We start from the raw sequence: 22,356 nt of genomic DNA on the forward strand, positions 1-22,356 counted from the left end.
GTAAACTACAATTACTCAACTAGTATAGTAGTAGTCATTCATCAAATAACTAGGGAAGGTTATGAAAAAACATCTTATCGTTGCATCCATAGTCAGTTTGTTTTCAAGCAGTTATACTTTTGCAAGCGAACCTCTTCACTACTACATTATTGCCAGCCAAGCGCAACCTTTTCAGATCGAAACTGACGGGTCATCTCACAGAGGAATGGTTTCGGATATCGTTGAAGCCGTGTTTGATGACAGCCAGTATGAGATCAACTACCACACCTACCCATTTAATCGAATGATCGATAAGCTCGATGCTAGAGAGAATCCAAACTGGGTAACCTATGGCAGCCCTAGTTGGGGAAATATCCAATCAGTTAACCTGTCTAAAGACCCGATTTACAATGTAAAACACGTATTACTCAGCAGCGGTAAAAAGCCGTTCGAGTTCAATACGATTGACGATTTAGATGGTAAAGCAGTGGTATTGCTGGTGGGATTTGAATATCCAAACTTAGAGCCTTACATACAACAAGGTAAGCTCAATGAGATCCGAGTAAAAGATTATACGGCTGCATTCCGCGTTATTAACCGTGCACCTGGTGATACCGTATTTGTAGAAATGGAATCACGAATCAAATACAACTTAAACGAGCAGAAGCTCAGTATCGACGACTACCAGATGCAAGAGTTTGGTTCAGTAATCAATAGCTACCCCATCCATTTAGCGTTTGACCCTGAGATGGATCCTAAGCTCGAGACTTTTATTAACCAACGTTTAGACCAAATGAAAGACGATGGACAGCTTGATGACATCGTCCAAAGTTACTTATAGTTCTAGCGTCACTCTATGGCTCGTTAGCGCCCTCTAGCGACTTCGGATACCGGAACTACAGAAATACAAAAGGCCGCTCTGTTTTTAGCGTACAAGCTAACTAGAGCGGCCTTTTTAATGTGTACTTAATGTGATGTGATCAACGAAGTTGTTGGCGCACTGCCATCAAGATTTTTCCTAAGTGATTTGCACCGGTTCCGTCTCCCCCGTCCCCCCAAAAGTGGTCTTTATGAGAGTGTTCTTTGATCACCGAATCACCCGTGCTCGTTAAAAACAAAGCAAACTGCGGGTTTTGTGTGAATTTCTCGGTCACGATGAATCGCATCACCTCAACACGAATATCGTACCAGTCCTCTCGAACCTGCTCTTCGTATTGTCGGCTTAATGAGAATGCTTCAGCAGGTGTGCAGGCTTCAAGAATCATGTTTCTCAGCGATGGTGAAGAAAACTTCATCGCCTGATAATAGTGCTCACTGGTTGCCCACACTTGCCCATCCACCTTGATCGGGCAAGCGGCGAAATTTGACAGGTATCCGTTCGGATCTTCTGGTTCATAAAACAACACTTCTTCAGCTTGAGCCACAGAGTTCGACATAGCCTTCTCCCTACCAACGACATCGCATATTTTTGCTTTAACTTTAAAATTAGTGGCGTTGCATATTACTGTCAAACAACTAAGTTCAAGAGTATGTCATGTGTGTGCTTTTCATCTGAAAAGCGTAATGTCAAAAGGGAGCAGCTTAGCGGAACAGTGAGGTCAATAACTAAGATATTGATTTAATCTAGATAAGATTTATGAAAGAAACACTTATAAATCAAAGGGTGGCATGGTACCACCCTTCTAAATGCAATGGGGATTATTAGTGAATAAGACCTAACTCCCTCGCTTCTTCCAGACTCAAACCGCTTTCTCTAATTTCTCTTAGAGCCTCGATACGACGACGAGCTTCAGCAGACTTCATTTTCTTTTCTGGTTTGAAAGCTACTTCTTCTTCAGCATCCCACTTGTTTGCAATATTTGTCATTTCATCATGGTTGATAGAATTAATGGACATGTTTTCCTCCGAAAAGCACCATGTAATGGACAGGTAATCTGTAGCAAATGCTTTTTCGCTTGTTAAGAAATTCTGTACTGAAGTGTGATGATTACGACGCTTCATAAAGCTAATTAATAAATGCCTCATTTAAACTTTGCCAAAGCCATTTTCTGCAATTACATTTAAAAGATTCCCCATAATAAATGTGGTTTGATCCAACTCTCATTTCCCCCTCTTTCAATGCTTCTTTTCTGCTGAAAATTCGTGAAATAACCCAAGATAAATTTCGAGGCACTTCATCCTTTTCGTGCTCGTTGCTTCCACTAAATCCAACACATGCTAATGATAATGGTTATCAATATCATAACTGAGTATTTATCATGTCTGTGGGAAATTCAGATAAACCACTTCTCGAAGTGAAGAATCTATGTGTCGACTACATCACCGATGACGGTGATTTCAATGCAGTTAAGTCCGTAAGCTTTAGCATAGGCCAAGGCGAGATTTTCGGCTTAGCCGGAGAATCCGGTTGTGGCAAAAGCACCATCGCATTTGCCATTAACCGTCTGCATAAGCCGCCGGCTTTCATCTCTGAGGGTCAGATACTGTTTGGTGGGCAAGATCTGCTGAGCTTATCGGACAGCCATTTGAATACTTTACGTTGGAGTGAGATCGCCATGGTGTTCCAAAGCGCCATGAATTCACTCAACCCAGTATTAACCATCGAAGAGCAGTTTGCTGATGTGCTGCGTCACCACAAAGGCATGACCTACGAACAAGCCAAAGATCGCGCAGAGAAGTTACTCGACCTAGTCAATATTCCGCGCAACCGACTCACGGAATACCCTCATCAATTTAGTGGCGGTATGCGTCAACGATTAGTGATTGCGATTGCTCTCGCGCTCAATCCCAAACTGATCATCATGGATGAGCCGACCACGGCTTTGGATGTGGTCGTACAGCGTGAGATTCTGCAGCAGATACACCAACTCAGAGAGGAGTTTGGCTTCTCAATCCTCTTTATCACTCATGACTTAGCATTAATGAGCCAACTGTGTGACCGCATTGCCATCATGCGCCATGGTCAAATCGTTGAAGTCAATCAAGCCTACGAGATTCGCAACAACCCGCAGCACTCCTACACCCAAAAGCTATGGAGTTCTTTCCCTAATATTCACGAACATGCTCACGCGACAGCTTGCTAGGAGAGCTCTATGTCACAACCTATTTTTCAAGTAAAAAACCTCGTCAAAGAATTCACTGTTGGTGGGGGATTTGGCAAAGAAGAGATCTTTAGAGCATTGCATGGTGTGAGTTTTGACTTACATGCAGGCAAAACACTGGCACTGGTTGGCGAATCTGGCTGCGGGAAAAGCACCTGTGCACGATTGATGACCAAGGTTTACCCTGCGACCGAGGGAGAGATACTGTTCAAAGGCAGAGACATCTCTACGCTCAAAAGCCGTAAAGATATCTTAGATTATCGCAGCCGTGTACAAATGGTTTTTCAAGACCCCTTTGGTTCACTCAATCCAACTCACACCATTGAGCACCATTTAACGCGCCCACTTAAGATCCATAAACAGGTAGCCACTAAACAAGCTCTCACAGAGCGCCTCAAAGAGTTATTAACGCTGGTGGAGTTACCCATAGAAACTCTCGCCAAATACCCTCACGAGCTCAGTGGCGGCCAAAGACAGCGGGTTAACCTAGCTAGAGCGCTTGCGGTTGGCGCTGAAGTTATTCTTGCTGATGAACCAACCTCGATGCTGGATGTTTCGATTCGACTTGGCGTGCTCAATCTAATGCAGAAAATGAAGAAAGAGTTAGGGATAGGTTTTTTGTACATAACCCACGATCTTGCCACGGCACATTACATCGCAGAAGAGACGGCGGTGATGTACAAAGGGCAGATCGTCGAATGGGGCTCAACCCAGTCGATCCTTACTAATCCTCAACACCCATACACTAAACTGTTGATCTCTGCCGTTCCTGATCCTGATCTGCCGTTTGGCGAACTCGTCAAAAATGAGCCAAACTATTCAATAGACGCTGATCGTATTCGAGAACAGAGCAGTGAAATACAGCATAAAATCAAACAAGTTGCTGATAATCACTTTGTAAAACAGTGGGATAACGTTGCATGAATGAACTAGACACTTGGTTAGATCGGATCGGAGATTGGTACAAAGACCGAAAGCATGATCAAGTGGACCGGTTAGAACCTTTGATCTTAACGCCTCCAGATGCTCTCTGGGGGCCCTTGATCACGGATGAGCAAAGCAAAGGCATCGCATGTTGGCTAGACGGATGCCTGAGAATCTTTAATTTCTATCGCCACCACGCGGACTCACTGAATCCGGAGTTGGCTTCGCAGGAAGCCAGCAACTCAACTCATCAAGAAAAGGCCTACCAATACCTGATGTTTGCCTATAGCAAGCTCCAAGCCGTATCCTGTGATTCAAAATCAGAACCGGACTTACAAGAGTGGTGCACACAGCGGTTACAACATTTGTGTGTATTGGCTTTGGAATTTACGAACCAACAGCAAGAACCACGTTGGAAAGCAGAATCAGAGAGATTGATCGAATCGCATGTACGCTTTATGGCAGCCCATCCCCGAAACGATGATCAAGGTAGTCTTCAACGCCACCTCCACTGATCAAGCCCTTCTCGATCAAACATCAAATCAGGACCTCATCAAAGTTAGATCCGTAGAAAGCATGATCTAGCCTTGATCATGCTTCAGCGATTAATTCTGTAAGCTATTGAATTTTAATAGTTAGCTGAATTTCAGGCAAAAAAAAGCGAGTCCCTTAGGAACTCGCAAAAATCTATTCAGTATGATGTAACAAAATATGAGCCAATCTATTAATCATAAGAAAGGACAAAGGTTGTCTATTCGGGATAAATATTAATCAACTGGATGCGTTACTTTGTCATCACTTTGTCAGCGTTAGGTGCGATTTTAATCAGCACCTAATGTGTTCAAAACTATCCATTCATCAGCGCTAAATACAGGCTTATCGCTACAGGATAATGACTAGTGGCCAATCGCCATTTCATCGAGCGCAAGGAACACGTTTTCGTCAAGGTGACCTTCGTGAACCTGTTTACACACTTTACGACGCACAGCTAAACCAGAGATCAAACGTTCAATGGACAAGTGTCGATTGCTGGTGCTATCACGATCGTTGTACAGCTCAATCAAACGACTCAGTGTTTCGTATGGGATAACGTCCTCCCCTACTCTCAACCAATCAAGCTTCTCAATGAGCTCTGAGCACTCTTCTTTGATTGAGGCATGTGAGTGCCCTGTCATAGCGGATAAAGCCGTTATACTGCGTTCTAGAGCCTCTGCAGAGGTATATTTAGAGAGAGTAATCATGATCTCGTCAGCGTTGATCTCAACAGAGTGTTTACGTTGCTTAACTCGACGTCCCAATTTGCCTCTTGGCGACGGTGCTTTACGCTGAATTGGCTCAAACTCACCATCGATAATCTCAGATAGCTCTTCCAGTTTCTGCTTAGACACCATCTCGTTACGAAGTGGGTTCGGAAGCGTTGGCGCCATATTACGCTTACCTGCGTTGGTAGTGCGCGCTCTTGAATATCGTAATACTTCTTCCACATTACATTTGATATCTACTTGATAATCCGTCGTTTTGCCTTTTTCGAACAACGCGGTGATCGTCAAATGATAACCCCAAAGGTTAACCAGAAAGGTATCTTCATGATCCCCTACTTCGCCCAACTTTCTAAGCTCACGGATCAGATCCATCGAGAACCGACGCCAATCGATGTTACGGGCTAATTTCTGATTCAGTTCGCTCAGCAACATGCAATCAGAATGGCGACGTGCCATACGGCTTCTGAAGTACGAATACATTTGGAAAACCAAGGTATGTTGCTTCAGGATTTCTGGCGGAAATAGGAAGAAATAGTCACGCGTTAGCAGCTCTTCGTAGAACGAAGGTTCCCAAACTAGTATGTATAGGTTCGGTTTAATGCGAATTTCGCCGTCAGAGCCCTCTGTAGGCGCTTCTTCGGATGCGGTAATGGTTCTCGCTAAGAATCGGAAACGATCACTCTTAAAGCCTTCTGGCATGTTCTCACTAAGCCAGCGGCCTGTAAGCTCATGCAGTTGGAAATCCGTAAATTCGATACGATCAATACTGTCGCGGATCGAATCACGTGCCGGGCCACTATCTTTCTTACCACGTAAAGACAAAATGTCAGTGATGTAGAGTGGTGTTTTGTTCGGTGTGTGTTTAGCGTCTAGATGGTAATCATCTTGATGATGATCATGATATTGAACGGTAAGCGTGAATAACGCGAACAGCGTCATCAGATCATCAACTGTCATGATATTTTTAGAAGATCGTGTCTCGATCACAGCTCGAGTGCCGGAGATCGAAACCATTGATTTTTGGTAACTCTTACGCGTTCGTGGTGGCGCTAACGCTTGATCAATAATCCCCGCCCAGTTTGTAGGAGACACAATGAACTGGTCTGCTTCATCTTTCATTGTTGGGGGAGTATTGAGTCCGTGTTCATTCAGCAGGCGTTTGTTTACTTTAGTTTGAGCTAGGGCTTTAGAACGCTTCTGCTTTTCATTTTGTTTGACACTTTCTGTCACCAAGCTGGTGGCACCCAATACCGATATTAATTGGTTAGGGTTAACAAAACGATGCAGCATGGTTTTTCCTGCTAGGCCTTCTTCAAAGCGAACAGGGATTTGCTTGAAAAGACCTATATTTACCGCCGCTCTCAATCTTTGTTGCAAAGCTGCGCGGGTAACTTGACCATCGGTTGATTCAATAATCTCGGTCGTTGAAACGTATCCATCTTTGCTGCTAAATCCACGAAGTGAAATTAGGTTAAGAAGCTCAACTATGCTTTTAGTGACACCTTTGAAGTGTTGATATTGTTCTATCCATTCAACGGCTGTTTCAGATACCTCAAATAAATGACCATCTTTGTGGCTTCGTGCCTTAATTAACAATTTCTCTTCTGGTTTCATTTTTGATCCGTATCACACTAACCGTAATTTCACTATAGTTCCTGAATGATAAAGAAAGAATGATCATAAATAAAGAGAATTTATTGGCTTTTAAATAACTGATCTTTTTGATTAATATGATCTTAAATGATTAAGTGATCTAATGATCTGGACGTAAGTTTGCTTTTAAGTTGCTGAATTTAAAGTGTTAAAATAAATCAGCTTGGAAAGCATGATCATAAAGGACTCGAAACTATGATCATTATACTTAAGAAAGCATGATCACAGAACATCAGAACGATGATCATTAAGTCATTGTAAGCATGATCATTATTGGTTCGAAAGCATGATCATTATACTTATACAGCTTATCCACAGATCGGAATTCAGCATAGGTTTCTAACTCGCTTTTAACTTGTCTCCGTGGACACTTCTGACGCCCAATCTAGCGGAACAATGATCAAGAGAGTGTACTTTTTTATCGTTCCCACCCTATTGAGCACAAAATTTAGTCTGTATTCGCTGATAATGAATTGCTTTGATGGATTGAGCACAGGTGCGTATTAACTAGGAAGCATGATCATGAAATTGTCATGTTTGTGTATTCTTGGTCTGTGTAGATTGAATTTTCAATGGTTGAGCCCTTATAGGCGTTGAATCCCCATTGCAAAAGCATTTGTCCGTAACTTAGCTCCTAAATTATATGCTTCCGGAACGATATTTACTTGATCATTTTTCCGGAAGTTGATCATTTCTAATGTGCAGTTACTTGGATCAATATCGCTAAGTTTGTGCCTTGATCATGCTTCATAATTTGGCGTTATTAATTATCTTACGCGTTACGTATTCCATGATCATTCTTCCGGTTACGCTCTAATCTTATCTTGTTTTCTGGCATTCAAGCTTCTCTTCTATTTTGAATCTTTTGTCCATTCTGCGTTTTTAAATTTTTATTGGCTCGAAAATCTATAAATTAGAATGCAAATCACACCAACCGTAATCTATGATTGTATTTCAATCGTTCCGAAGATTTTTTGCTGAAATTCCATTTACATTGTAAATAAGTGATGCTGTAACACTTTAAATGTATGTCAGAAATAGCATGGTTATACATGATAAAAATGGTCATTTTTTGTGTTTGTCTTAGCCGCTGTTTCATCAAACTGTAAAAATACAGTCTATTTTATGTGATTTCACTCATAAATGTATGTTCATGTTTTTGTTGTGTTTGTTGTTAATCGCTGTACAATTTGTACTTAGTTAATCATTACGGAAACTGGCAATGAAAAGAGAACAAACGATTGATAAGCTCTATCAGCTAGCCGAACAAACTCAACAAGTTCAGGCTGACCGAATTGAGATTATTTTGGAAGAGCGAAGTGATGAACATTTCCCTCCAATGTCTAAAGCTATGATGGAGACTCGTTCTGGTTTAACGCGTCGCAAACTCGATGAAGCGATCACTAAGCTTGAAGCTGATGGCCATCAGTTTACAAAGAACAACGCCAATCATTACTCGATTTCATTGACAGAAGCTCACATGTTGATGGACGCGGCAGAAGTGCCAAAGTTCCACCAACGTAAGCAGCACGCTGACAATAAGCCATGGATTATCAACGTACAAAACCAGAAGGGTGGTACGGGTAAATCAATGACAGCGGTTCACTTAGCTGCTTGTTTATCTTTGAATTTAGATAAGCGCTACCGTATCTGTCTAATTGACTTGGATCCACAGGGCTCTTTGCGTCTGTTCCTAAATCCACAAATTAGTGGGGCAGAGCACGACAGTATCTATTCTGCCGTCGATATCATGTTGGATAACGTGCCTGAAGGCCAAGACGTAGACCTAGAATTTCTTCGTAAGAACGTACTATTGCCAACTCAGTATCCAAACCTGAAGACAATTTCTGCATTCCCAGAAGATGCGATGTTTAACGCTGAAGCGTGGCAAAGCCTTTCACAAGATCAATCTCTTGATATTGTTCTTCTGTTGAAAGAGAAGCTTATCGATAAAATTGCCGATGATTTTGATGTGATTATGATTGATACCGGCCCGCACGTTGACCCTCTAGTGTGGAACGCAATGTACGCGTCGAACGCACTTCTGATTCCATGTGCAGCGAAGCGTTTGGACTGGGCTTCAACGGTTAACTTCTTCCAGCACTTACCAACGGTTTACGAAATGTTCCCGGATGATTGGAAAGGGCTAGAATTTGTTCGTCTAATGCCTACCATGTTTGAAGACGACAACAAGAAACAGGTGTCAGTTTTGACAGAAATGAACTACCTGCTGAATGACCAAGTCATGATGGCAACCATTCCAAGAAGCCGTGCTTTTGAGACCTGTGCCGACACTTACAGCACGGTTTTCGATCTAACGGTGAGCGACTTTGAGGGCGGTAAGAAAACTCTAGCTGTTGCTCAAGACGCAGTACAAAAAAGTGCTCTAGAATTAGAGCGCGTATTACATAGCAACTGGCCTTCACTTAATCAGGGATAACAACAATGGCAATTAAAACATCTGACTTAAATGCAAAGCTATTTGGTAAAGCAAACAAACGTCGCGTAGCAACGCCTCAAGAAGCGCAAACTGCTGCCAAAGAACAGGCTCAAGTGATTGAACTTTCAGTTGCGGGCGAAGAGTTGGTTTCATTTGAATTGGTTCGTATTCCGGCAGCCGATGTCGCAACTCGAACGGTTGTTTTTGAAGAGAATGCTCGTGAGCAATCTTTCTTAAACGAGCACGCGCTTTCTGATGTTCTTACTACATTAAAAGAACGTGGTCAGCAATACCCAGCGGTTGGTCGTAAGAACAAAGACGGTAAGATTGAAGTTCTTGATGGTAGCCGTCGTCGTATGTCATGTATTTTGGCCGACAAAGAGTTCTTAATCTATGTTGCTGAAAACATTAACGGCGAACACGCTAAGTTCTTATCTGATGTTGCAAACGCTCATAAACCGCTTTCTCTTTACGAGAAGGGTAAAGAGATGCAAGCGAAGCTGGATAAAGGCGAAGCTGAAGACCAAAAAGCACTGGCGAAAATGTTCCAGTGTAGTGAAGCTTTGGTGAGTGGTGCATTGAAAGCGGCCGCTTTACCACTTGAATTGCTACAAGCTTACCCAAATGTGAGCGACCTTGGTCGTCCAACTATTGTTAAACTGCACAAGCAGTTTGGTGGATTGACGAGTGAACAACAGCAAACATTGCTGACTAAGTGTGATGCTTCTGAAGGTTTTGTTTGGCAGCGTAGTGAAGCTCAAGGCGTAACTCGTCTAACCAAAGACGTGACAGAAACTTTGGAAGGTTGGATTCTTGAATTGGCACCCGCGCCAGCAAAGAAAGCCTCTCCAAAAGTTGAGCTCATTAAAGGCCGTGCTTCATACAGCCGCAAAGGTTCAAACTTAGCGTTGAACCTTAAGAAAGTTGATGATGCGACAATGGAAGAGATCCTTGCTTTCGTACAATCGAAGCTCGACTAAGTCGACGACTTTTCATTCCTACTCTAAAGCCGCTTTATGCGGCTTTTTATTTGGCTGTGATAAACTGTGTTTAGATGAATCTGGACGCTAACTATGACAAACCCAACCAACTCTTTTCTGCATACACTTTCTAATATTGCTCAACATAACGATCACCGTTACGGTGTGGTCTTTGAAGGTGATTTTGATTGGCAAAACTCTGCTGTTTTTACCTTCCTTCAAGACTCATGCACTCCGAGCATCTTCCAGATTGGCGGTACGCCATTTGAAGGTGTAATTCATGTTCCAGTAAAAAAAGGCCAACAACTGCTTGGTCGTGAGTGCCAAGTTCTTGTTTGTGATTTTAGAGAACAGTTTGATGCGAATGGTTTTAGTGCCGCGCTCGGTTCGTTAGTCGGTGGTGGACTGTTGTTGGTGTTGCCGCCAAAAATTGATGGCTCTGAAGATAGCGAGAGCTTTGGTCAACGTTGGTTAAAACTCCATTTCGACAAACTGATCTCTGTTTCACAGCACAATGAAGCAGAGGGGGTTACTCAAGCGACTAACGCTCTTCCTAAGAAGCAAAGCGTTAAAAATGGTTTGGACAAATTCGAACAGCAAAAAATGGCCGTCGAGTTAGTTAAGAAAGTCGTCACAGGACATCGAAAACGCCCACTTATTTTAACTGCAGACCGAGGGCGAGGTAAAAGCTCAACTTTGGGTATTGCAGCTGCGGAGCTTTTGGCAGAGCGACAGGGCTTAAATATTATTGTTACCGCTCCGTCTGTGAAAGCGATTGAGCCGGTATTTTCTCATGCGTTACAGGGACTCGATACGTGTGAAGCAATTAACGCGACTCACATTGGTTATCAAGGTGGAAGTTTAAGGTTTGTCCCACCAGATGAATTACTTAAATCTAAGCCTGATTGCGATCTGTTATTGGTTGACGAAGCGGCTGCAATTCCAATCCCAATGCTTAAATCCATGGTCGATATCTATCACCGTATGGTTTTTTCAACCACGGTACACGGTTACGAGGGTAGTGGACGAGGGTTTGGTATTAAGTTCGAATCTTGGCTTTCTGAGTATCGTCCGGGGTGGAAAGGCTTTAAGCTCGAACAACCGATTCGTTGGAATAACAACGATCCACTAGAAGCTTGGTTGTTTGATTGCTTCCTGCTTGGTAACGACGTATCGCTAAGTGACTCCGCAGTTCATGAGTTAGATAGCTTTTCTGCTGAAGAAAGCAACCAGTTAAACTTGGTCGAGTTGTCAAAAGCAGAATGCTTGGCTAATCCTGAGCAGCTACAGCAATGTTTTTCTCTTCTCGTTGATGCGCATTATCAGACGTCGCCGAACGACTTAATGCAGTTCTTAAATAATCCAGCTATCCATTTATATGCTGCTTGGCAGAAAGATGAATGTCTTGGTTGTATGTTGGTGACGGAGGAGGGCGGTTTAGATAAAGAGTTGACCACTCAGGTTCAACTTGGAAAGCGCAGGCCTCAAGGTCACCTGGCTCCTGTTTTACTCGCAAACCAACTTGGTTGTACTCAGGCTGCGACTAGTCGTTGCCTTCGAGTTATGCGCATCGCAGTTTCAACTCACCATCAAGGTTCGGGAATTGGGCGTTGGATGCTGAAGCTGCTATCACAGCAAATCAGCCAAGCAGATTACCTGGCGACAAGCTTCGGTGCGACCAGTGATTTGATTTCTTTCTGGCGTGATAGTGAATTTGTGCCTGTTCATATTGGCCACCAGCGAGATCAGGCAAGTGGGTGTCATTCTGTTTTGATGGTTAAGGCACTTAACTCAAGCTCTCAAAGCTGGATTAACCAAGTTCAAAATCACTTCGAGCGTAGCTACTGTTTTCTTGTTTCTGGTTCTTTAGTTTTACTTGAAACGGATATGGTGCGCGCACTGCTGCCAAAGAGTGTACAAACCGTGAGTGAGTTTGAAACTCAATTAGTTAGAAATCACGTAAACGGTGGCAATAGTTATGATACGATTAGCTTCAGCGTATTGAATTTGATTCTGCTCAGTAACGATCGAGAAGCCAGTGTTTCTGACTTACTTATCGCAAAGGTCGTTCAACAGAAAGAGTGGGAGATTTGTGTCGAGCAGTTTAATCTTGTTGGTCGTAAACAAGCAGAGAGTCAGTTTCGCAAAGATGTCGGTGTTTTGTTAGCAAATTTACAGTGTAAATAGACAGGTCATCATTTTAATAAACTTACCGCTACGAATTAGATTTACAGTGTAAATTAGAATCTTGGATTTACACTGTAAACTGGAACACAATAACGAAATCAGGTTTTACCCGGATTTCCGGTTTTAGCCTTTCTGTTTTATCTCTCCATTACAGCCTCTAATCTTTTATACCTACTGGTCTTTACTATTTGGCCCAACCTCGTATCAACATTCAATCGCACGAAATATCTTGGAAAATTCACTAATGTATTTGTAAAGGTGAAGCCGATCATAAAATGTGTCAGTCTTATTTATGAGTCATGTTTGCAGAATCGAAAGTAAGTGATGTGACGCTGATTATTCTAATAATGTGATTCTAAGCGCAGAACGAATTATATAGACTGAATAACAACTGAGTCATTAGGGATACTCAATTCGAATGTGGGATAACATCGTTACATTGTCGGAAGATAAGCAACAAGTGATGGCGTGTCTGCCAACTGGGTTTGTGGTCGACGCAAGCTTTGATAATAAGACGCTGCCAGCAACCTTGGAAGCTTTGAACGCATCAAACTATTTTATTTTCGAAGAAGAGGTTTTGCGTTTTGTCACTCTTGCTAAAGAAGGTAAGGGGGAAGCTTATGAAGGAATCTTGATTGCAGAAGTTCGAAATGCCAATGTTACGGTCGAATTATCTGATGATGAGATGCTCGCAAGTCTTGTGGTAACGGGGCCATATAATGGACATGCGCTGCGTGGTAGCGACATTATTCATTGTTTAGCTCAAGCCCACATAACAAAAGGAATTAATAAGTTAGCGCTCAGAAAAGCATTAATGATGAGTAACAAGCTTAAGCCGGGCGAAAAGTTTACTCAGCCAGTCGCCAAGGGGACACAACCCGTAAAGGGTAAAGACGCAAAATTTGCCGCTTTGGTTGAAGATATTACTCGCCAAGTTTTGAAGCCTCGCAATAAAGACGAAGGCAAGATCGATATGCGAGATTTGGGACAAACCATTACCGTTGGTCAAAATGATCACTTAATGAAACGTACCCCCGCAACCAAAGGCATTGCAGGCTTTACCGTCCAAGGTCGAGTTATCCCACCGCTTCCTGGACAAGACAGTTTAATCAAGCCTGGAAAAGGTACCTACATCTCCCCTGAAGATCCCAATCTACTACTCGCCTCACACCCTGGATTGCCCATCATTAAAGATCGAACCATCGAAGTGGATGACGCCTTATGTGTCAGCAACGTCGATGTCTCAACTGGGCACGTTAAATTCAAAGGCAATGTCTTTGTCTCTGGCAACATCGAGCCAGGGATGATCGTCAAGGCGACCGGAAGTGTCACGGTGGGTGGTTTTATTGAATCAGCCGAAGTTCAAGCTCAGGGAGATATCAAAGTCGCGAAAGGTATTATCGGCCACACCACCAAAGAGGGTGAGCCAAAAAGTTGTAAGGTATTCAGTAAAGGTTCCATTACTGCAAGCTACGCACAGAATGCCGAGCTACAAACCGCCGGTGACCTTCGACTTGGTGTGCACAGTATGAGTAATGACATTCGCTGTGGTAACAATCTTATCGTGATGGACAGTTTGAAAAAGCATGGCACGCTCAGTGGTGGCGAAGCTAAAGTCGGTGGAAAGATAGAATGTGTGTTCTTAGGTGTTGAGGGAGACACCGCAACCAAGGTACATGGTTTTGCACGCTACGATGGCTACCGACAAAAGATAGCCGAGCTGAAGGAAACTTATAAACACACTCAAGAGCAAACCATGGGTGTGATCCGCCAAGAGTTAGAATTTAAGAAGCGCCCGAAAGCTGAGAGAAGCGAAGAGCAAGCCCTAGAAATTGAGCAGCAACGTGAGAAGAACAACCTCGCCATTGAAAATACTAAGTCGCAGTTGGATACCCTCGAAGCGGAATTTGAAACCAACCTTGCCGAATGCACCATAGAGGCTCATGAAAAAGTGTATACCCGAGTGACGATCCAGTTTGGTGATGAGACGGTCACTACTAAGCGAACGCATGGTGGCAGTGTATTCTCGTTCAATCAATACGAGATTCAATGTTCATTTAAGATGGAACAAGAAGATATCTCATTGTGATTGAAAGACTCTCAGTCTGAATGATTCTGACTAGATCGGTTCGAACCGTTTTCTATATATTCGAATAAAAAAAAGGGGGGGAGCTGATGCTCCCCCCTTTGCTTGTCACTGATATTGATTTAGTTAGATTCTTTAAGTCACATGAGCGCTTTAACTTGCAGCTCTTACCTTACCTTGCTTCAAGTCTGACAGAACTTGCGCTTTTGGCCCGTCAGCAATAATGCAGCCTTTCTCCATTACGATCACTCTGTCGACAATGTCCAACATCGATGTTTTGTGTGTAATCAGAATTAACGTCTCGCTTGGTAGCAATTGGTTAAGCTGGTGCTTGATGTGCATTTCTGAACGGTTATCCATCGCACTGGTCGGTTCGTCCATCAATAGCACTGGAGGACGGCCTAGGAAGGCTCTAGCAATGGCAATTGACTGACGTTGACCACCAGACAGCAAACCACCGCCTTCGCCCACTTGGCGTTCTAAGCCTGCTGGATCTTGCTGAGTAAAAGCGGTAACACCTGCACGGTTCGCAGCATCCATTACATCACGGTCATCGACCAATGGACGACCTAAGGTAATGTTGTCTCTTACTGAGCCATAGAATAGGTTACTGTCTTGCGGTACACAGCCTATATTGCGTCGTACGTCGACATGATGTAGTTGCTCCATGTCGGTGTCATCAATGCGAACATGGCCTTCTGTGGGCTTATACAGGCCCATAATCAGGCGCTCTAGAGTCGTTTTACCTGAACCAATTCGGCCAATGATCGCCACCTTTTCACCAGGTTTAATATGCAGTGTTAAGTCTCTGATAGAAGCGACTGGCGAGTCAGGGTAGTGGAACGTCACTTTGTCTAACGCGATATGACCTTGGATAATCGGACGATGAATGTAGCGTTTGCCTTCTTCTTGTTCATCAGGCATCGACATGACTTGCTCAATCAGAGTCATCGACGATTTCGCTTGGTTATAACGTGTAGAAAGCAAAGACAGTTGAACAAGAGGACCAATCGCACGGCCACTCAGCATGGTCGCAGCAATCAAGCCACCCATAGTCAGTTCACCTTCAGCAATGAGATACACACCAAAAATGATCATACCTACGTTAGTACTTTGCTGAACAAAGCCGGCGGTGTTTTGGATGCTGTCTGTGATGCGTCGGCTTTTGATATTCCAATTTGCCATGTGCGCAACCGCTTCTTCCCAACGGAATTGGAACTGACTCTGCGCGCTGAAGAGCTTAACCGTCTCTAACCCAGCCAAACTTTCAATCAAGTTCGCGTACTTCTGAGAAGCAAGACGAGAGCCCTCTTCAATAGTACGACGCAGTGGACCTTGGATTAACAGTGCATAGATGATCAGAATAACCACGCCGACAACAGGAACAAATACAAGGTTTCCGGCCATTAACCAAATCAACGCCAAGAACATCAGCGCGAATGGTAAGTCGATTAACGAGCCGATGGTTGCTGAGGTAAAGAACTCACGGATTGATTCGAACTCTTGCAAGTTTTTGGCAAAAGCACCGACAGAAGCAGGCTTTGCTTCCATACGAATCCCTAATACCTTACTAAACAGCTTGGAAGAAATGAGGATGTCGGATTTCTTACCGGCAACGTCAATGAAGTAGCTTCGCATCAATTTGAGCAGCAAATCGAATAGGAACACGACAAAGATACCACTCGCTAGCACCCACAAAGTTTCAAAGGCAAGGTTGGGAACGACTTTGTCATACACCAAGCGTGTGAACATTGGCGCGGCTATCGCGAAGATATTGATCAGAATGGAGGCTATCAACACATCTCGGTAGATGTTTTTTGATTCCCAAATGGTACTCCAAAACCAATGCCCTTTACGTGTTTTTAGAACCTCTGGTGAACGTTCATCATAGCGAAACTGTTTCTTTACCAAGAAGTAGCGGCCGATGAATTGTTCTTTCAGTTCTTCGACAGGAATGATGATTGGCACCATTCCGCTTTCCGCTGTAATGATTTCCGCTTCTTGCTTTTCTAAATCAATGCTGTTGAGAACGCACGCCTCACCTTGTTTAAGTAGTAAAACCGCAGGCAGAATCAGGTGAGGTATCTTTTCCAAGTCGGAACGGTTTTCTTTCGCCACCAATCCTGCTCGCTCTGCAGAACGAGGGAATAGGAAAGGGGTTAGCTTTCCGTCTGATAATGGTAGCCCATTGATCAACGCTTCAGGCGAGTTAGCTAACCCGTAATATCGGCTAACGTAGATCAGTGAGTTCAATAGTGGATCTTGCATGTGATATAACCCTTACAACTATTTATCAACAATGAAGCCTTGGAACACTTCTACGTAGTTATCAGACAAGATATCTAGCTGAGTCTGAGTTTCTATTCGAGACGCGATGGTGGTGACGCCTAGGTTGTGAGCGGTTCTAGAGATCGACGTTAAGGTGAACTTTTGTTTTTCGTCATCCAGGTTATGTGTGAACAGGTAATCTAGCTTCACATAGCTTGGACGGTATTCGTTGATGTAATCCAGAGATTGGAAGTTACGTCCGTAGTTATCGACACCAAACACCGCTTCAGCATTGCGAATGGTGTTACACAATAGTGCCGTGTAGTGCGGAACGTTGATGAAGCAGTTTTCTGGAATCTCAAAGTGCAACAGGTGAGCGATTGAAGTATTTTGTTCAAGCGTCTTACCGATCCAGCGGATGAAGCTTGGTTGAGAAATACTGCTTGGCGAAATATTGATAGCAACAGGGCTTGTTACTTCTTTCGCATTCAGTTTTTCAATCATCTTCTCGATAACGTATTGGTCGAGAATGTGGCTCATTTCAAGCTGTTCTAGTGCGTACAAGTACTGGTTAGCACCGTAACGCACGCCATCTTTTTCAATCGCAGAGAATACTTCTTGGTGATACGTTTTACCAAAGGCATTATTTGCAGCCTGAAGACGGAAGGTAATGAGGTCGTTGATGATCGCTTCTTCAACCAACATACGCCATTGTTGTTTACCCATCACAGCGCCGTGATCGTCTGCGGTTACGTAACCGTAAGCAAGCTCTCGGTTCGCCTTGGCACTTGAGAGTGCGTTATCAACCAACGACATGATTTCGGTACTGTTTTTTCGGGTGTTGCTGTATGTCACACCTAATGCGATGTGTGGATTCGCCGTACCTGTAGGGTCTGAACCTAGGTTTTGAATGCAATTTACGATGCTGCCCGCGACAAGTTTAAGTTCGCTTTCGTCAATGTTCGGCATAATGAAACCAAACTCGTCACTAGAAATACGGGCGATGGTGATATCTGGTGATGAAATTGAAGCCTGTAGCTGTTCAGCCAGTTGATGAACCAAGGCATCACCCTCTTGGTAGCCTTTTTCGTCGTACTCTTCACTAATAAATTCGGCTTTTAGTACCGCTAAACCACCTAAGCTAGACTCTTCTAACCACTGGGTTAACTGAGACATGTAGTAAGCACGGTTACCTAACTGAGATACAGGGTCGATATACGCTCTTTCACGCAGCTTTTGAGCTTCTTTCGCTTGGTTTTTAAATGCCAGTTCAACTTGAGTCGACATGTGGTTGATACCGTCGACAACCAAGGTTAGATCTTTTGTCTTTGGACGAGCTAGAGGTTCGCCAAACTGGTTCTTGGCGATCTGATCCATCTTAGTAATGATCAACGAGAGCGGGCGTAAAGCGCGTTTAAGGATCCAAGATATAGACACTAAACCGAGCAAGAAGATCGTGCCAAAGATGCTTAATAAGCGGATGAATGCTTGCCAAAGTTGATCGTAGGCAGGGCCTGGATGACTTACGATCTCTACTTCTGCCAGTTGCATCCAGCCACTGGTGATCACGCGGCGGTCATGAACAGGCTCGAACAGGTTTAGGTTGGTAAACCACTCCGGTACGCCAGTTGGCTTTACAGGGTATGAGCGGAGAATGTCATCACCGCTGTCGAGAAAGATCAATCGAACGACGGAATAAGAACTGCCATCAAACAGGGCGTTGATTACAGACTCCACTGCCACCTTGTCTTTTTCTTCTAGGTAAGGGGCGAGAGCCAGTCCAACAGTATTAATGGTATTACTTACCTCAGAGCGTTGCTGCTCCTCTAAGTATCCACGGGTGGTATTGAATTCGATCATAAAAACTGACGTCATCAGCAGTATGAACACTGCAACCATCCCGACCACAAGCTGTTTATATAAAGTCATTGTACCTACTCATCGTAATTGATAATGGGTTTGTTTAATTTTAGAGAGCGCTCACGAGAACGTAAGTCGTTCCATAAGCTCAATCTTGAAGATTTCCCTGCTAATTTACCGCTGCCCGCTGCCGATTTTATCAGCCAAAGATTTTTACCGTTGAAACTGTAAATCGGTCGTAGATCTGGGCGTTTGGAACCGCGTTTAATTTCAGGGTTTAAGTTGTCCAAAATTAGTGGCTCTGCACTCGGTGTTGAGTAGTACGCCAACACCATATGGAATTGGTTTAACTCCAGTGCTTTTACGTACACTAATCGCAATTTCTTATCTGGGACGCCCAGTTCAAGCAAAGAGAAGTATTTTGCGATAGTGAAATCTTCACAGTCACCAGCATTGCTGCCTAAAAACTCCAGTGGTGTTGCCCAATAGTCGTTTTTTCCCCACAGTAAGTTGTCATCGACAAAGTACATCTGGTTGAAGAATTGGTTCACTGACCTGAGCTTCTCTTTTTCATTTAATCTGTCGTATGACGTCATGTTTGAACGCCACGTTGCTACTCGCTTTCCGGCTCTATCGCCGTAGGTTTTGGTCACCGCATCTATCCACCTTTGGTCGCTCTTGTTGAGCGCCACAGAGGTAAAAGAGGTAAGAACTAGCAGCAATAGCGAAATCCGAGACTTCATAGCCTCTGCTCTTGTCTATTTACTGCGTACTGAAAGGCGTTATCAAACATCCAACGTCCTTACTCTTTTAGTGCATTGTTTTGAGCACTTAATAGTGGCTTCAACATGTACTCAAGCACGGTTCTTTTGCCTGTGATGATATCGACTGAGGCAGTCATGCCCGGAATGATTGGCAACTCTTCGTTCTGTCCAAAATTGTGTTTTTCGGTGCGCACACGCACGATGTAGAAGCTGTTGCCTTCTTCATCTTGAGTGGTATCGGCACTGATGTGCTCTAGTACGCCTTCTAGACCGCCGTATTTAGTGAAGTCATAGGCACTGAACTTAACGATGGCAGTCAATTCTGGGCGTAGGAAAGCGATATCTTGTGGGGCGATTTTCGCTTCAACCAAGAGAGAGTCTTCTGTCGGTACAATCTCAACGATGTCCATACCCGGTTGGATAACACCACCGACAGTATTAATGCCCAATGTTTTAACGGTGCCAGTTACAGGAGAAACCACCACAGTACGGTTTACTCGGTCTTCAAGGCCAACAGCCGATTCGGTCATTGCAGAGAGCTTATCTTGCGCTTGATTGAGCTTTTCTTGTTGTTCGGAGCGGAAGTTCAGGGCAGCATCAATACGGCTGAGCATGGATTCTTTGATTGCTGAGCGTAGCAGAGGGATTTTTAGCTCGCTTGAGGTCATTTCTCGGCGAGTGTCGTTCACTTGTCTTTGCAGTTTAAGTAATTCAATTCGTGGTACCACCCCTTCATCGGCGAGGGGTTTGGTGATATCCAGTTCTTGGCGAGCAAACTGGTAACTCTGTTTTAGGTTGCGAACCCGCGCCTTAATCTCAACTAGGTCTTGCTGTTTCTGTTCAACTTGTTGATCAAAAACAGAAAGTTGGTTTTTTAGGTTATTCAGATCTTGACGATATTCGGCTTTTTGGCGATTAACCAGTTTAGGCTGAAGCTCGTAGAATTTTGGTGGAAAGGCGAGTTTACCGTAATCAAGCAACACGCTTTTTTTCCACTCTTCAACAGAGAACTCTTCGTTAATGACGACACTGGTTAATGAAGCGGATAGCATCAACACGTTGGCGGTTAAGTTCGCCACTTGTTGTTCACGTTCGCGGAAGTCCGAACGGAATCGAGTGTCATCGATCAACAGTAGCTGCTGACCTTTCTGAACACGTTGACCTTCTTTAACTAAGATCTCTTTAACTAAGCCACCTTCAAGGTTTTGCACCACTTGGATTTGAGAGGAAGGGATCACTTTGCCTTGGCCAACGGTAACTTTGTCGATCTCTGCCCAAGCAGACCACCCAATAGCAGCAATAAAAAACAGAACGATCACCCACAACATAATACGCGCACTGGTGGGCGTATTGAGGAGTAGTGCCGCTGTTTTATCGTCGACATACTCAAGCTCGGTCTCGTTCAATTTGCTGAAATTTTTCTGACTCATAACAGTCCTTGTTCGCTAAGTAAAAGTGCAAGCCTATTGAGTGTATTCTTACTTCTTATAAATGTTAAGATTTTGTTCCTTTAAATCTTTGAATTTATATATTTTTTAAGACTTATCGGTTCTTGAAATCGGTTTTATCGAGCTGATGCTTTCTTAGTTTGTCATACAGCGTTTTTCGCGACACCTGCAGCTCTTGTTGTACTTCTTTTAAACGACCTTGATGGCGATGTAGTGCCTCAATCAAGATAATTTGTTCAAAGCTATCGGTACGTTGGTTTAACGACTGTTGTTGTTCTTCAATGCTGACGTCGAGTTCGTTATCGTCATTTTGCTCATTAGTATCGCTGTCGAGCGACGGCTGCTTAATTTGAGTCAAGACTCTGAGTTCGGCATGCTGGCGAAGCTGGCGAATGTTCTCTACCCAATGCGTTGCAATGAGTCGTTGAATCTCTTTTTCTGTAATAACGGGCGGCGGCAACTGATAGCGACTTGCTGCACCGCGAGCAAAGTGTTTGAACAAAGACCCAATATCTTCCGTTCTTTGCGCCAAGGGTAGTAAATTAAATTGGCGCAGTTCACCTGTAATTGTAGTAGGAACTATTTTGGTTGCGATAATGATACAAGTTGCATTGGTCTTGCATGAGTTTTCACGAAGTAGAGTGGGTTTTAGATTCGCTAACCACAGCCATTGATCCTGAGTTAATGCTTCTGTCTCATGGATATAGATCGTTCCACCTTGATGCTTCAAGAACAGTTGCAAAACAAACTGATGAAATGTCGCTTCGTCACTGCGTGGCAAATTAAACGCAGCAACAGGGCAAAGTTCCGCAGTTTGATGACTGTGTAAATCATGAGTGTATTGTGCTGTGACCCTTTTCCCCGTCCCTAAATCACCAACAAACAATAGAAGTGGGTTGGTTTTGGTGTCTAAGGTGATCAGTTCTCGGCGTAATGCCTGCATTGATGGCGATTGACCAATCAGTTTTGGGCCCACCTGATTTTGCATCGCCAACTCTTTACGCAATAGGTTGTTTTCTTCAACCAGTGCGAGCTTATCTGCGGCTTTTCTTACTGCTGTGAGGAGGGCATCGACCACAAACGGCTTTTCCAGAAAATCATAAGCCCCGGCTTTCATCGCAGATACCGCGGTTTGCACGTCACCATGCCCGGTAAGTACAATGACCTGAAAATGAGGATTTTGGCTCAGTAATTTTTGCGTTAATTGAATGCCATCCATCACCGGCATGTGAATATCGGTAATGACAATCCCGGCTTGCGTGGTATTTATCTTCTTTAGAGCCTCAATAGCATTAGGAAAGCAGACGATATCGATGCCTTCAATCAGCATGGCTTGTTCTACGGAGTCTCGGATAGCGGGTTCATCGTCGACAAAATAGAGTTTGGGCATAGAGTGCAAAGCCG

Annotated in this window: 16 protein-coding genes; 8 read left to right on the forward strand and 8 right to left on the reverse strand. The window is 43.7% G+C overall.

Annotated features, from left to right (window positions below):
• The first annotated feature begins 61 nt into the window (after positions 1-61).
• Positions 62-820 carry a substrate-binding periplasmic protein gene (locus BCU34_RS16345; RefSeq protein ID WP_102479832.1) on the forward strand — a complete coding sequence of 253 codons (759 nt, stop codon included), beginning with the start codon at positions 62-64 and terminating at the stop codon, positions 818-820.
• A 139-nt stretch (positions 821-959) separates the two neighbouring features.
• Here BCU34_RS16345 and BCU34_RS16350 read toward each other — a convergent pair whose 3' ends face one another.
• Both BCU34_RS16350 and BCU34_RS16355 read right to left on the reverse strand, forming a co-directional pair.
• Entirely contained in the window at positions 960-1,490 is a 531-nt protein-coding gene (locus tag BCU34_RS16350) for an NADAR family protein (protein ID WP_102433014.1), read from the reverse strand.
• Between the two features lie 190 nt (positions 1,491-1,680).
• Positions 1,681-1,875, reverse strand: coding sequence for a PA3496 family putative envelope integrity protein (locus tag BCU34_RS16355; RefSeq protein WP_048660531.1), 195 nt, complete (start codon positions 1,873-1,875; stop codon positions 1,681-1,683).
• A gap of 362 nt (positions 1,876-2,237) precedes the next feature.
• Between BCU34_RS16355 and BCU34_RS16360 the strand changes: the two genes are divergently transcribed.
• The 3 genes from BCU34_RS16360 to BCU34_RS16370 are packed head-to-tail and all read left to right on the forward strand — an operon-like array spanning position 2,238 to position 4,519.
• A complete protein-coding gene (locus BCU34_RS16360; protein ID WP_102433015.1) occupies positions 2,238-3,062 on the forward strand; it encodes an ABC transporter ATP-binding protein in 825 nt (274 codons plus the stop codon).
• A 9-nt stretch (positions 3,063-3,071) separates the two neighbouring features.
• A complete protein-coding gene (locus tag BCU34_RS16365) occupies positions 3,072-4,004 on the forward strand; it encodes an ATP-binding cassette domain-containing protein (protein WP_048663996.1) in 933 nt (310 codons plus the stop codon).
• A complete protein-coding gene (locus BCU34_RS16370; RefSeq protein WP_102433017.1) occupies positions 4,001-4,519 on the forward strand; it encodes a transcriptional regulator in 519 nt (172 codons plus the stop codon). The genes BCU34_RS16365 and BCU34_RS16370 overlap by 4 nt, the downstream gene beginning before the upstream one ends.
• Positions 4,520-4,900: 381 nt before the next feature.
• Here BCU34_RS16370 and BCU34_RS16375 read toward each other — a convergent pair whose 3' ends face one another.
• Complete coding sequence (locus BCU34_RS16375; protein WP_102479820.1) at positions 4,901-6,880, reverse strand: replication initiator protein RctB domain-containing protein; 1,980 nt, start codon at positions 6,878-6,880, stop codon at positions 4,901-4,903.
• 1,261 nt (positions 6,881-8,141) lie between these two features.
• On the opposite strand from BCU34_RS16375, the gene BCU34_RS16380 reads away from it, so the two are divergent.
• The 4 genes from BCU34_RS16380 (at position 8,142) to BCU34_RS16395 (ending at position 14,615) form a co-directional block, all read left to right on the forward strand.
• The gene (locus tag BCU34_RS16380; RefSeq protein WP_102480786.1) at positions 8,142-9,359 is read left to right on the forward strand and encodes a ParA family protein; all 1,218 of its coding nucleotides are present in this window, start codon (positions 8,142-8,144) and stop codon (positions 9,357-9,359) included.
• Between the two features lie 5 nt (positions 9,360-9,364).
• Positions 9,365-10,339, forward strand: coding sequence for a ParB/RepB/Spo0J family partition protein (locus BCU34_RS16385; protein ID WP_048660526.1), 975 nt, complete (start codon positions 9,365-9,367; stop codon positions 10,337-10,339).
• Between the two features lie 93 nt (positions 10,340-10,432).
• Positions 10,433-12,526 (forward strand): GNAT family N-acetyltransferase, encoded by a 2,094-nt coding sequence (locus tag BCU34_RS16390; RefSeq protein WP_102480787.1) that lies wholly within the window; start codon positions 10,433-10,435, stop codon positions 12,524-12,526.
• A gap of 418 nt (positions 12,527-12,944) precedes the next feature.
• Complete coding sequence (locus BCU34_RS16395) at positions 12,945-14,615, forward strand: DUF342 domain-containing protein (protein WP_102431369.1); 1,671 nt, start codon at positions 12,945-12,947, stop codon at positions 14,613-14,615.
• A 150-nt stretch (positions 14,616-14,765) separates the two neighbouring features.
• Here the strand turns inward: BCU34_RS16395 and BCU34_RS16400 are convergent, their stop codons facing one another.
• The 5 genes from BCU34_RS16400 to BCU34_RS16420 all read right to left on the reverse strand — a co-directional run bounded on the left by BCU34_RS16400 (position 14,766) and on the right by BCU34_RS16420 (position 22,342).
• On the reverse strand, positions 14,766-16,880 hold the full coding sequence (locus BCU34_RS16400; RefSeq protein ID WP_102480788.1) for a type I secretion system permease/ATPase: 2,115 nt from the start codon (positions 16,878-16,880) through the stop codon (positions 14,766-14,768).
• An 18-nt stretch (positions 16,881-16,898) separates the two neighbouring features.
• Entirely contained in the window at positions 16,899-18,809 is a 1,911-nt protein-coding gene (locus BCU34_RS16405) for a LapD/MoxY N-terminal periplasmic domain-containing protein (RefSeq protein WP_048664433.1), read from the reverse strand.
• A 5-nt stretch (positions 18,810-18,814) separates the two neighbouring features.
• Complete coding sequence (locus BCU34_RS16410; RefSeq protein ID WP_102480789.1) at positions 18,815-19,483, reverse strand: transglutaminase-like cysteine peptidase; 669 nt, start codon at positions 19,481-19,483, stop codon at positions 18,815-18,817.
• Between the two features lie 59 nt (positions 19,484-19,542).
• The gene (locus BCU34_RS16415; RefSeq protein ID WP_048660519.1) at positions 19,543-20,934 is read right to left on the reverse strand and encodes an HlyD family type I secretion periplasmic adaptor subunit; all 1,392 of its coding nucleotides are present in this window, start codon (positions 20,932-20,934) and stop codon (positions 19,543-19,545) included.
• A gap of 112 nt (positions 20,935-21,046) precedes the next feature.
• On the reverse strand, positions 21,047-22,342 hold the full coding sequence (locus tag BCU34_RS16420) for a sigma-54-dependent transcriptional regulator (protein WP_048664434.1): 1,296 nt from the start codon (positions 22,340-22,342) through the stop codon (positions 21,047-21,049).
• Positions 22,343-22,356 lie beyond the last annotated feature (14 nt).

It is taken from the genome of Vibrio sp. 10N.286.45.E10 (assembly GCF_002874195.2).
GTDB classification, from domain to species: Bacteria; Pseudomonadota; Gammaproteobacteria; order Enterobacterales; family Vibrionaceae; genus Vibrio; species Vibrio crassostreae.

What these genes read in the sequence shown, in the direction of transcription:
- BCU34_RS16345 (WP_102479832.1), top strand. Translation starts at nt 62, where the DNA reads ATGAAAAAACATCTTATCGTTGCATCCATAGTCAGTTTGTTTTCAAGC.
- BCU34_RS16355 (WP_048660531.1), bottom strand. Translation starts at nt 1,875, where the DNA reads ATGTCCATTAATTCTATCAACCATGATGAAATGACAAATATTGCAAAC.
- BCU34_RS16360 (WP_102433015.1), top strand. Translation starts at nt 2,238, where the DNA reads ATGTCTGTGGGAAATTCAGATAAACCACTTCTCGAAGTGAAGAATCTA.
- BCU34_RS16365 (WP_048663996.1), top strand. Translation starts at nt 3,072, where the DNA reads ATGTCACAACCTATTTTTCAAGTAAAAAACCTCGTCAAAGAATTCACT.
- BCU34_RS16370 (WP_102433017.1), top strand. Translation starts at nt 4,001, where the DNA reads ATGAATGAACTAGACACTTGGTTAGATCGGATCGGAGATTGGTACAAA.
- BCU34_RS16375 (WP_102479820.1), bottom strand. Translation starts at nt 6,880, where the DNA reads ATGAAACCAGAAGAGAAATTGTTAATTAAGGCACGAAGCCACAAAGAT.
- BCU34_RS16380 (WP_102480786.1), top strand. Translation starts at nt 8,142, where the DNA reads ATGAAAAGAGAACAAACGATTGATAAGCTCTATCAGCTAGCCGAACAA.
- BCU34_RS16385 (WP_048660526.1), top strand. Translation starts at nt 9,365, where the DNA reads ATGGCAATTAAAACATCTGACTTAAATGCAAAGCTATTTGGTAAAGCA.
- BCU34_RS16390 (WP_102480787.1), top strand. Translation starts at nt 10,433, where the DNA reads ATGACAAACCCAACCAACTCTTTTCTGCATACACTTTCTAATATTGCT.
- BCU34_RS16395 (WP_102431369.1), top strand. Translation starts at nt 12,945, where the DNA reads ATGTGGGATAACATCGTTACATTGTCGGAAGATAAGCAACAAGTGATG.
- BCU34_RS16400 (WP_102480788.1), bottom strand. Translation starts at nt 16,880, where the DNA reads ATGCAAGATCCACTATTGAACTCACTGATCTACGTTAGCCGATATTAC.
- BCU34_RS16405 (WP_048664433.1), bottom strand. Translation starts at nt 18,809, where the DNA reads ATGACTTTATATAAACAGCTTGTGGTCGGGATGGTTGCAGTGTTCATA.
- BCU34_RS16410 (WP_102480789.1), bottom strand. Translation starts at nt 19,483, where the DNA reads ATGAAGTCTCGGATTTCGCTATTGCTGCTAGTTCTTACCTCTTTTACC.
- BCU34_RS16415 (WP_048660519.1), bottom strand. Translation starts at nt 20,934, where the DNA reads ATGAGTCAGAAAAATTTCAGCAAATTGAACGAGACCGAGCTTGAGTAT.
- BCU34_RS16420 (WP_048664434.1), bottom strand. Translation starts at nt 22,342, where the DNA reads ATGCCCAAACTCTATTTTGTCGACGATGAACCCGCTATCCGAGACTCC.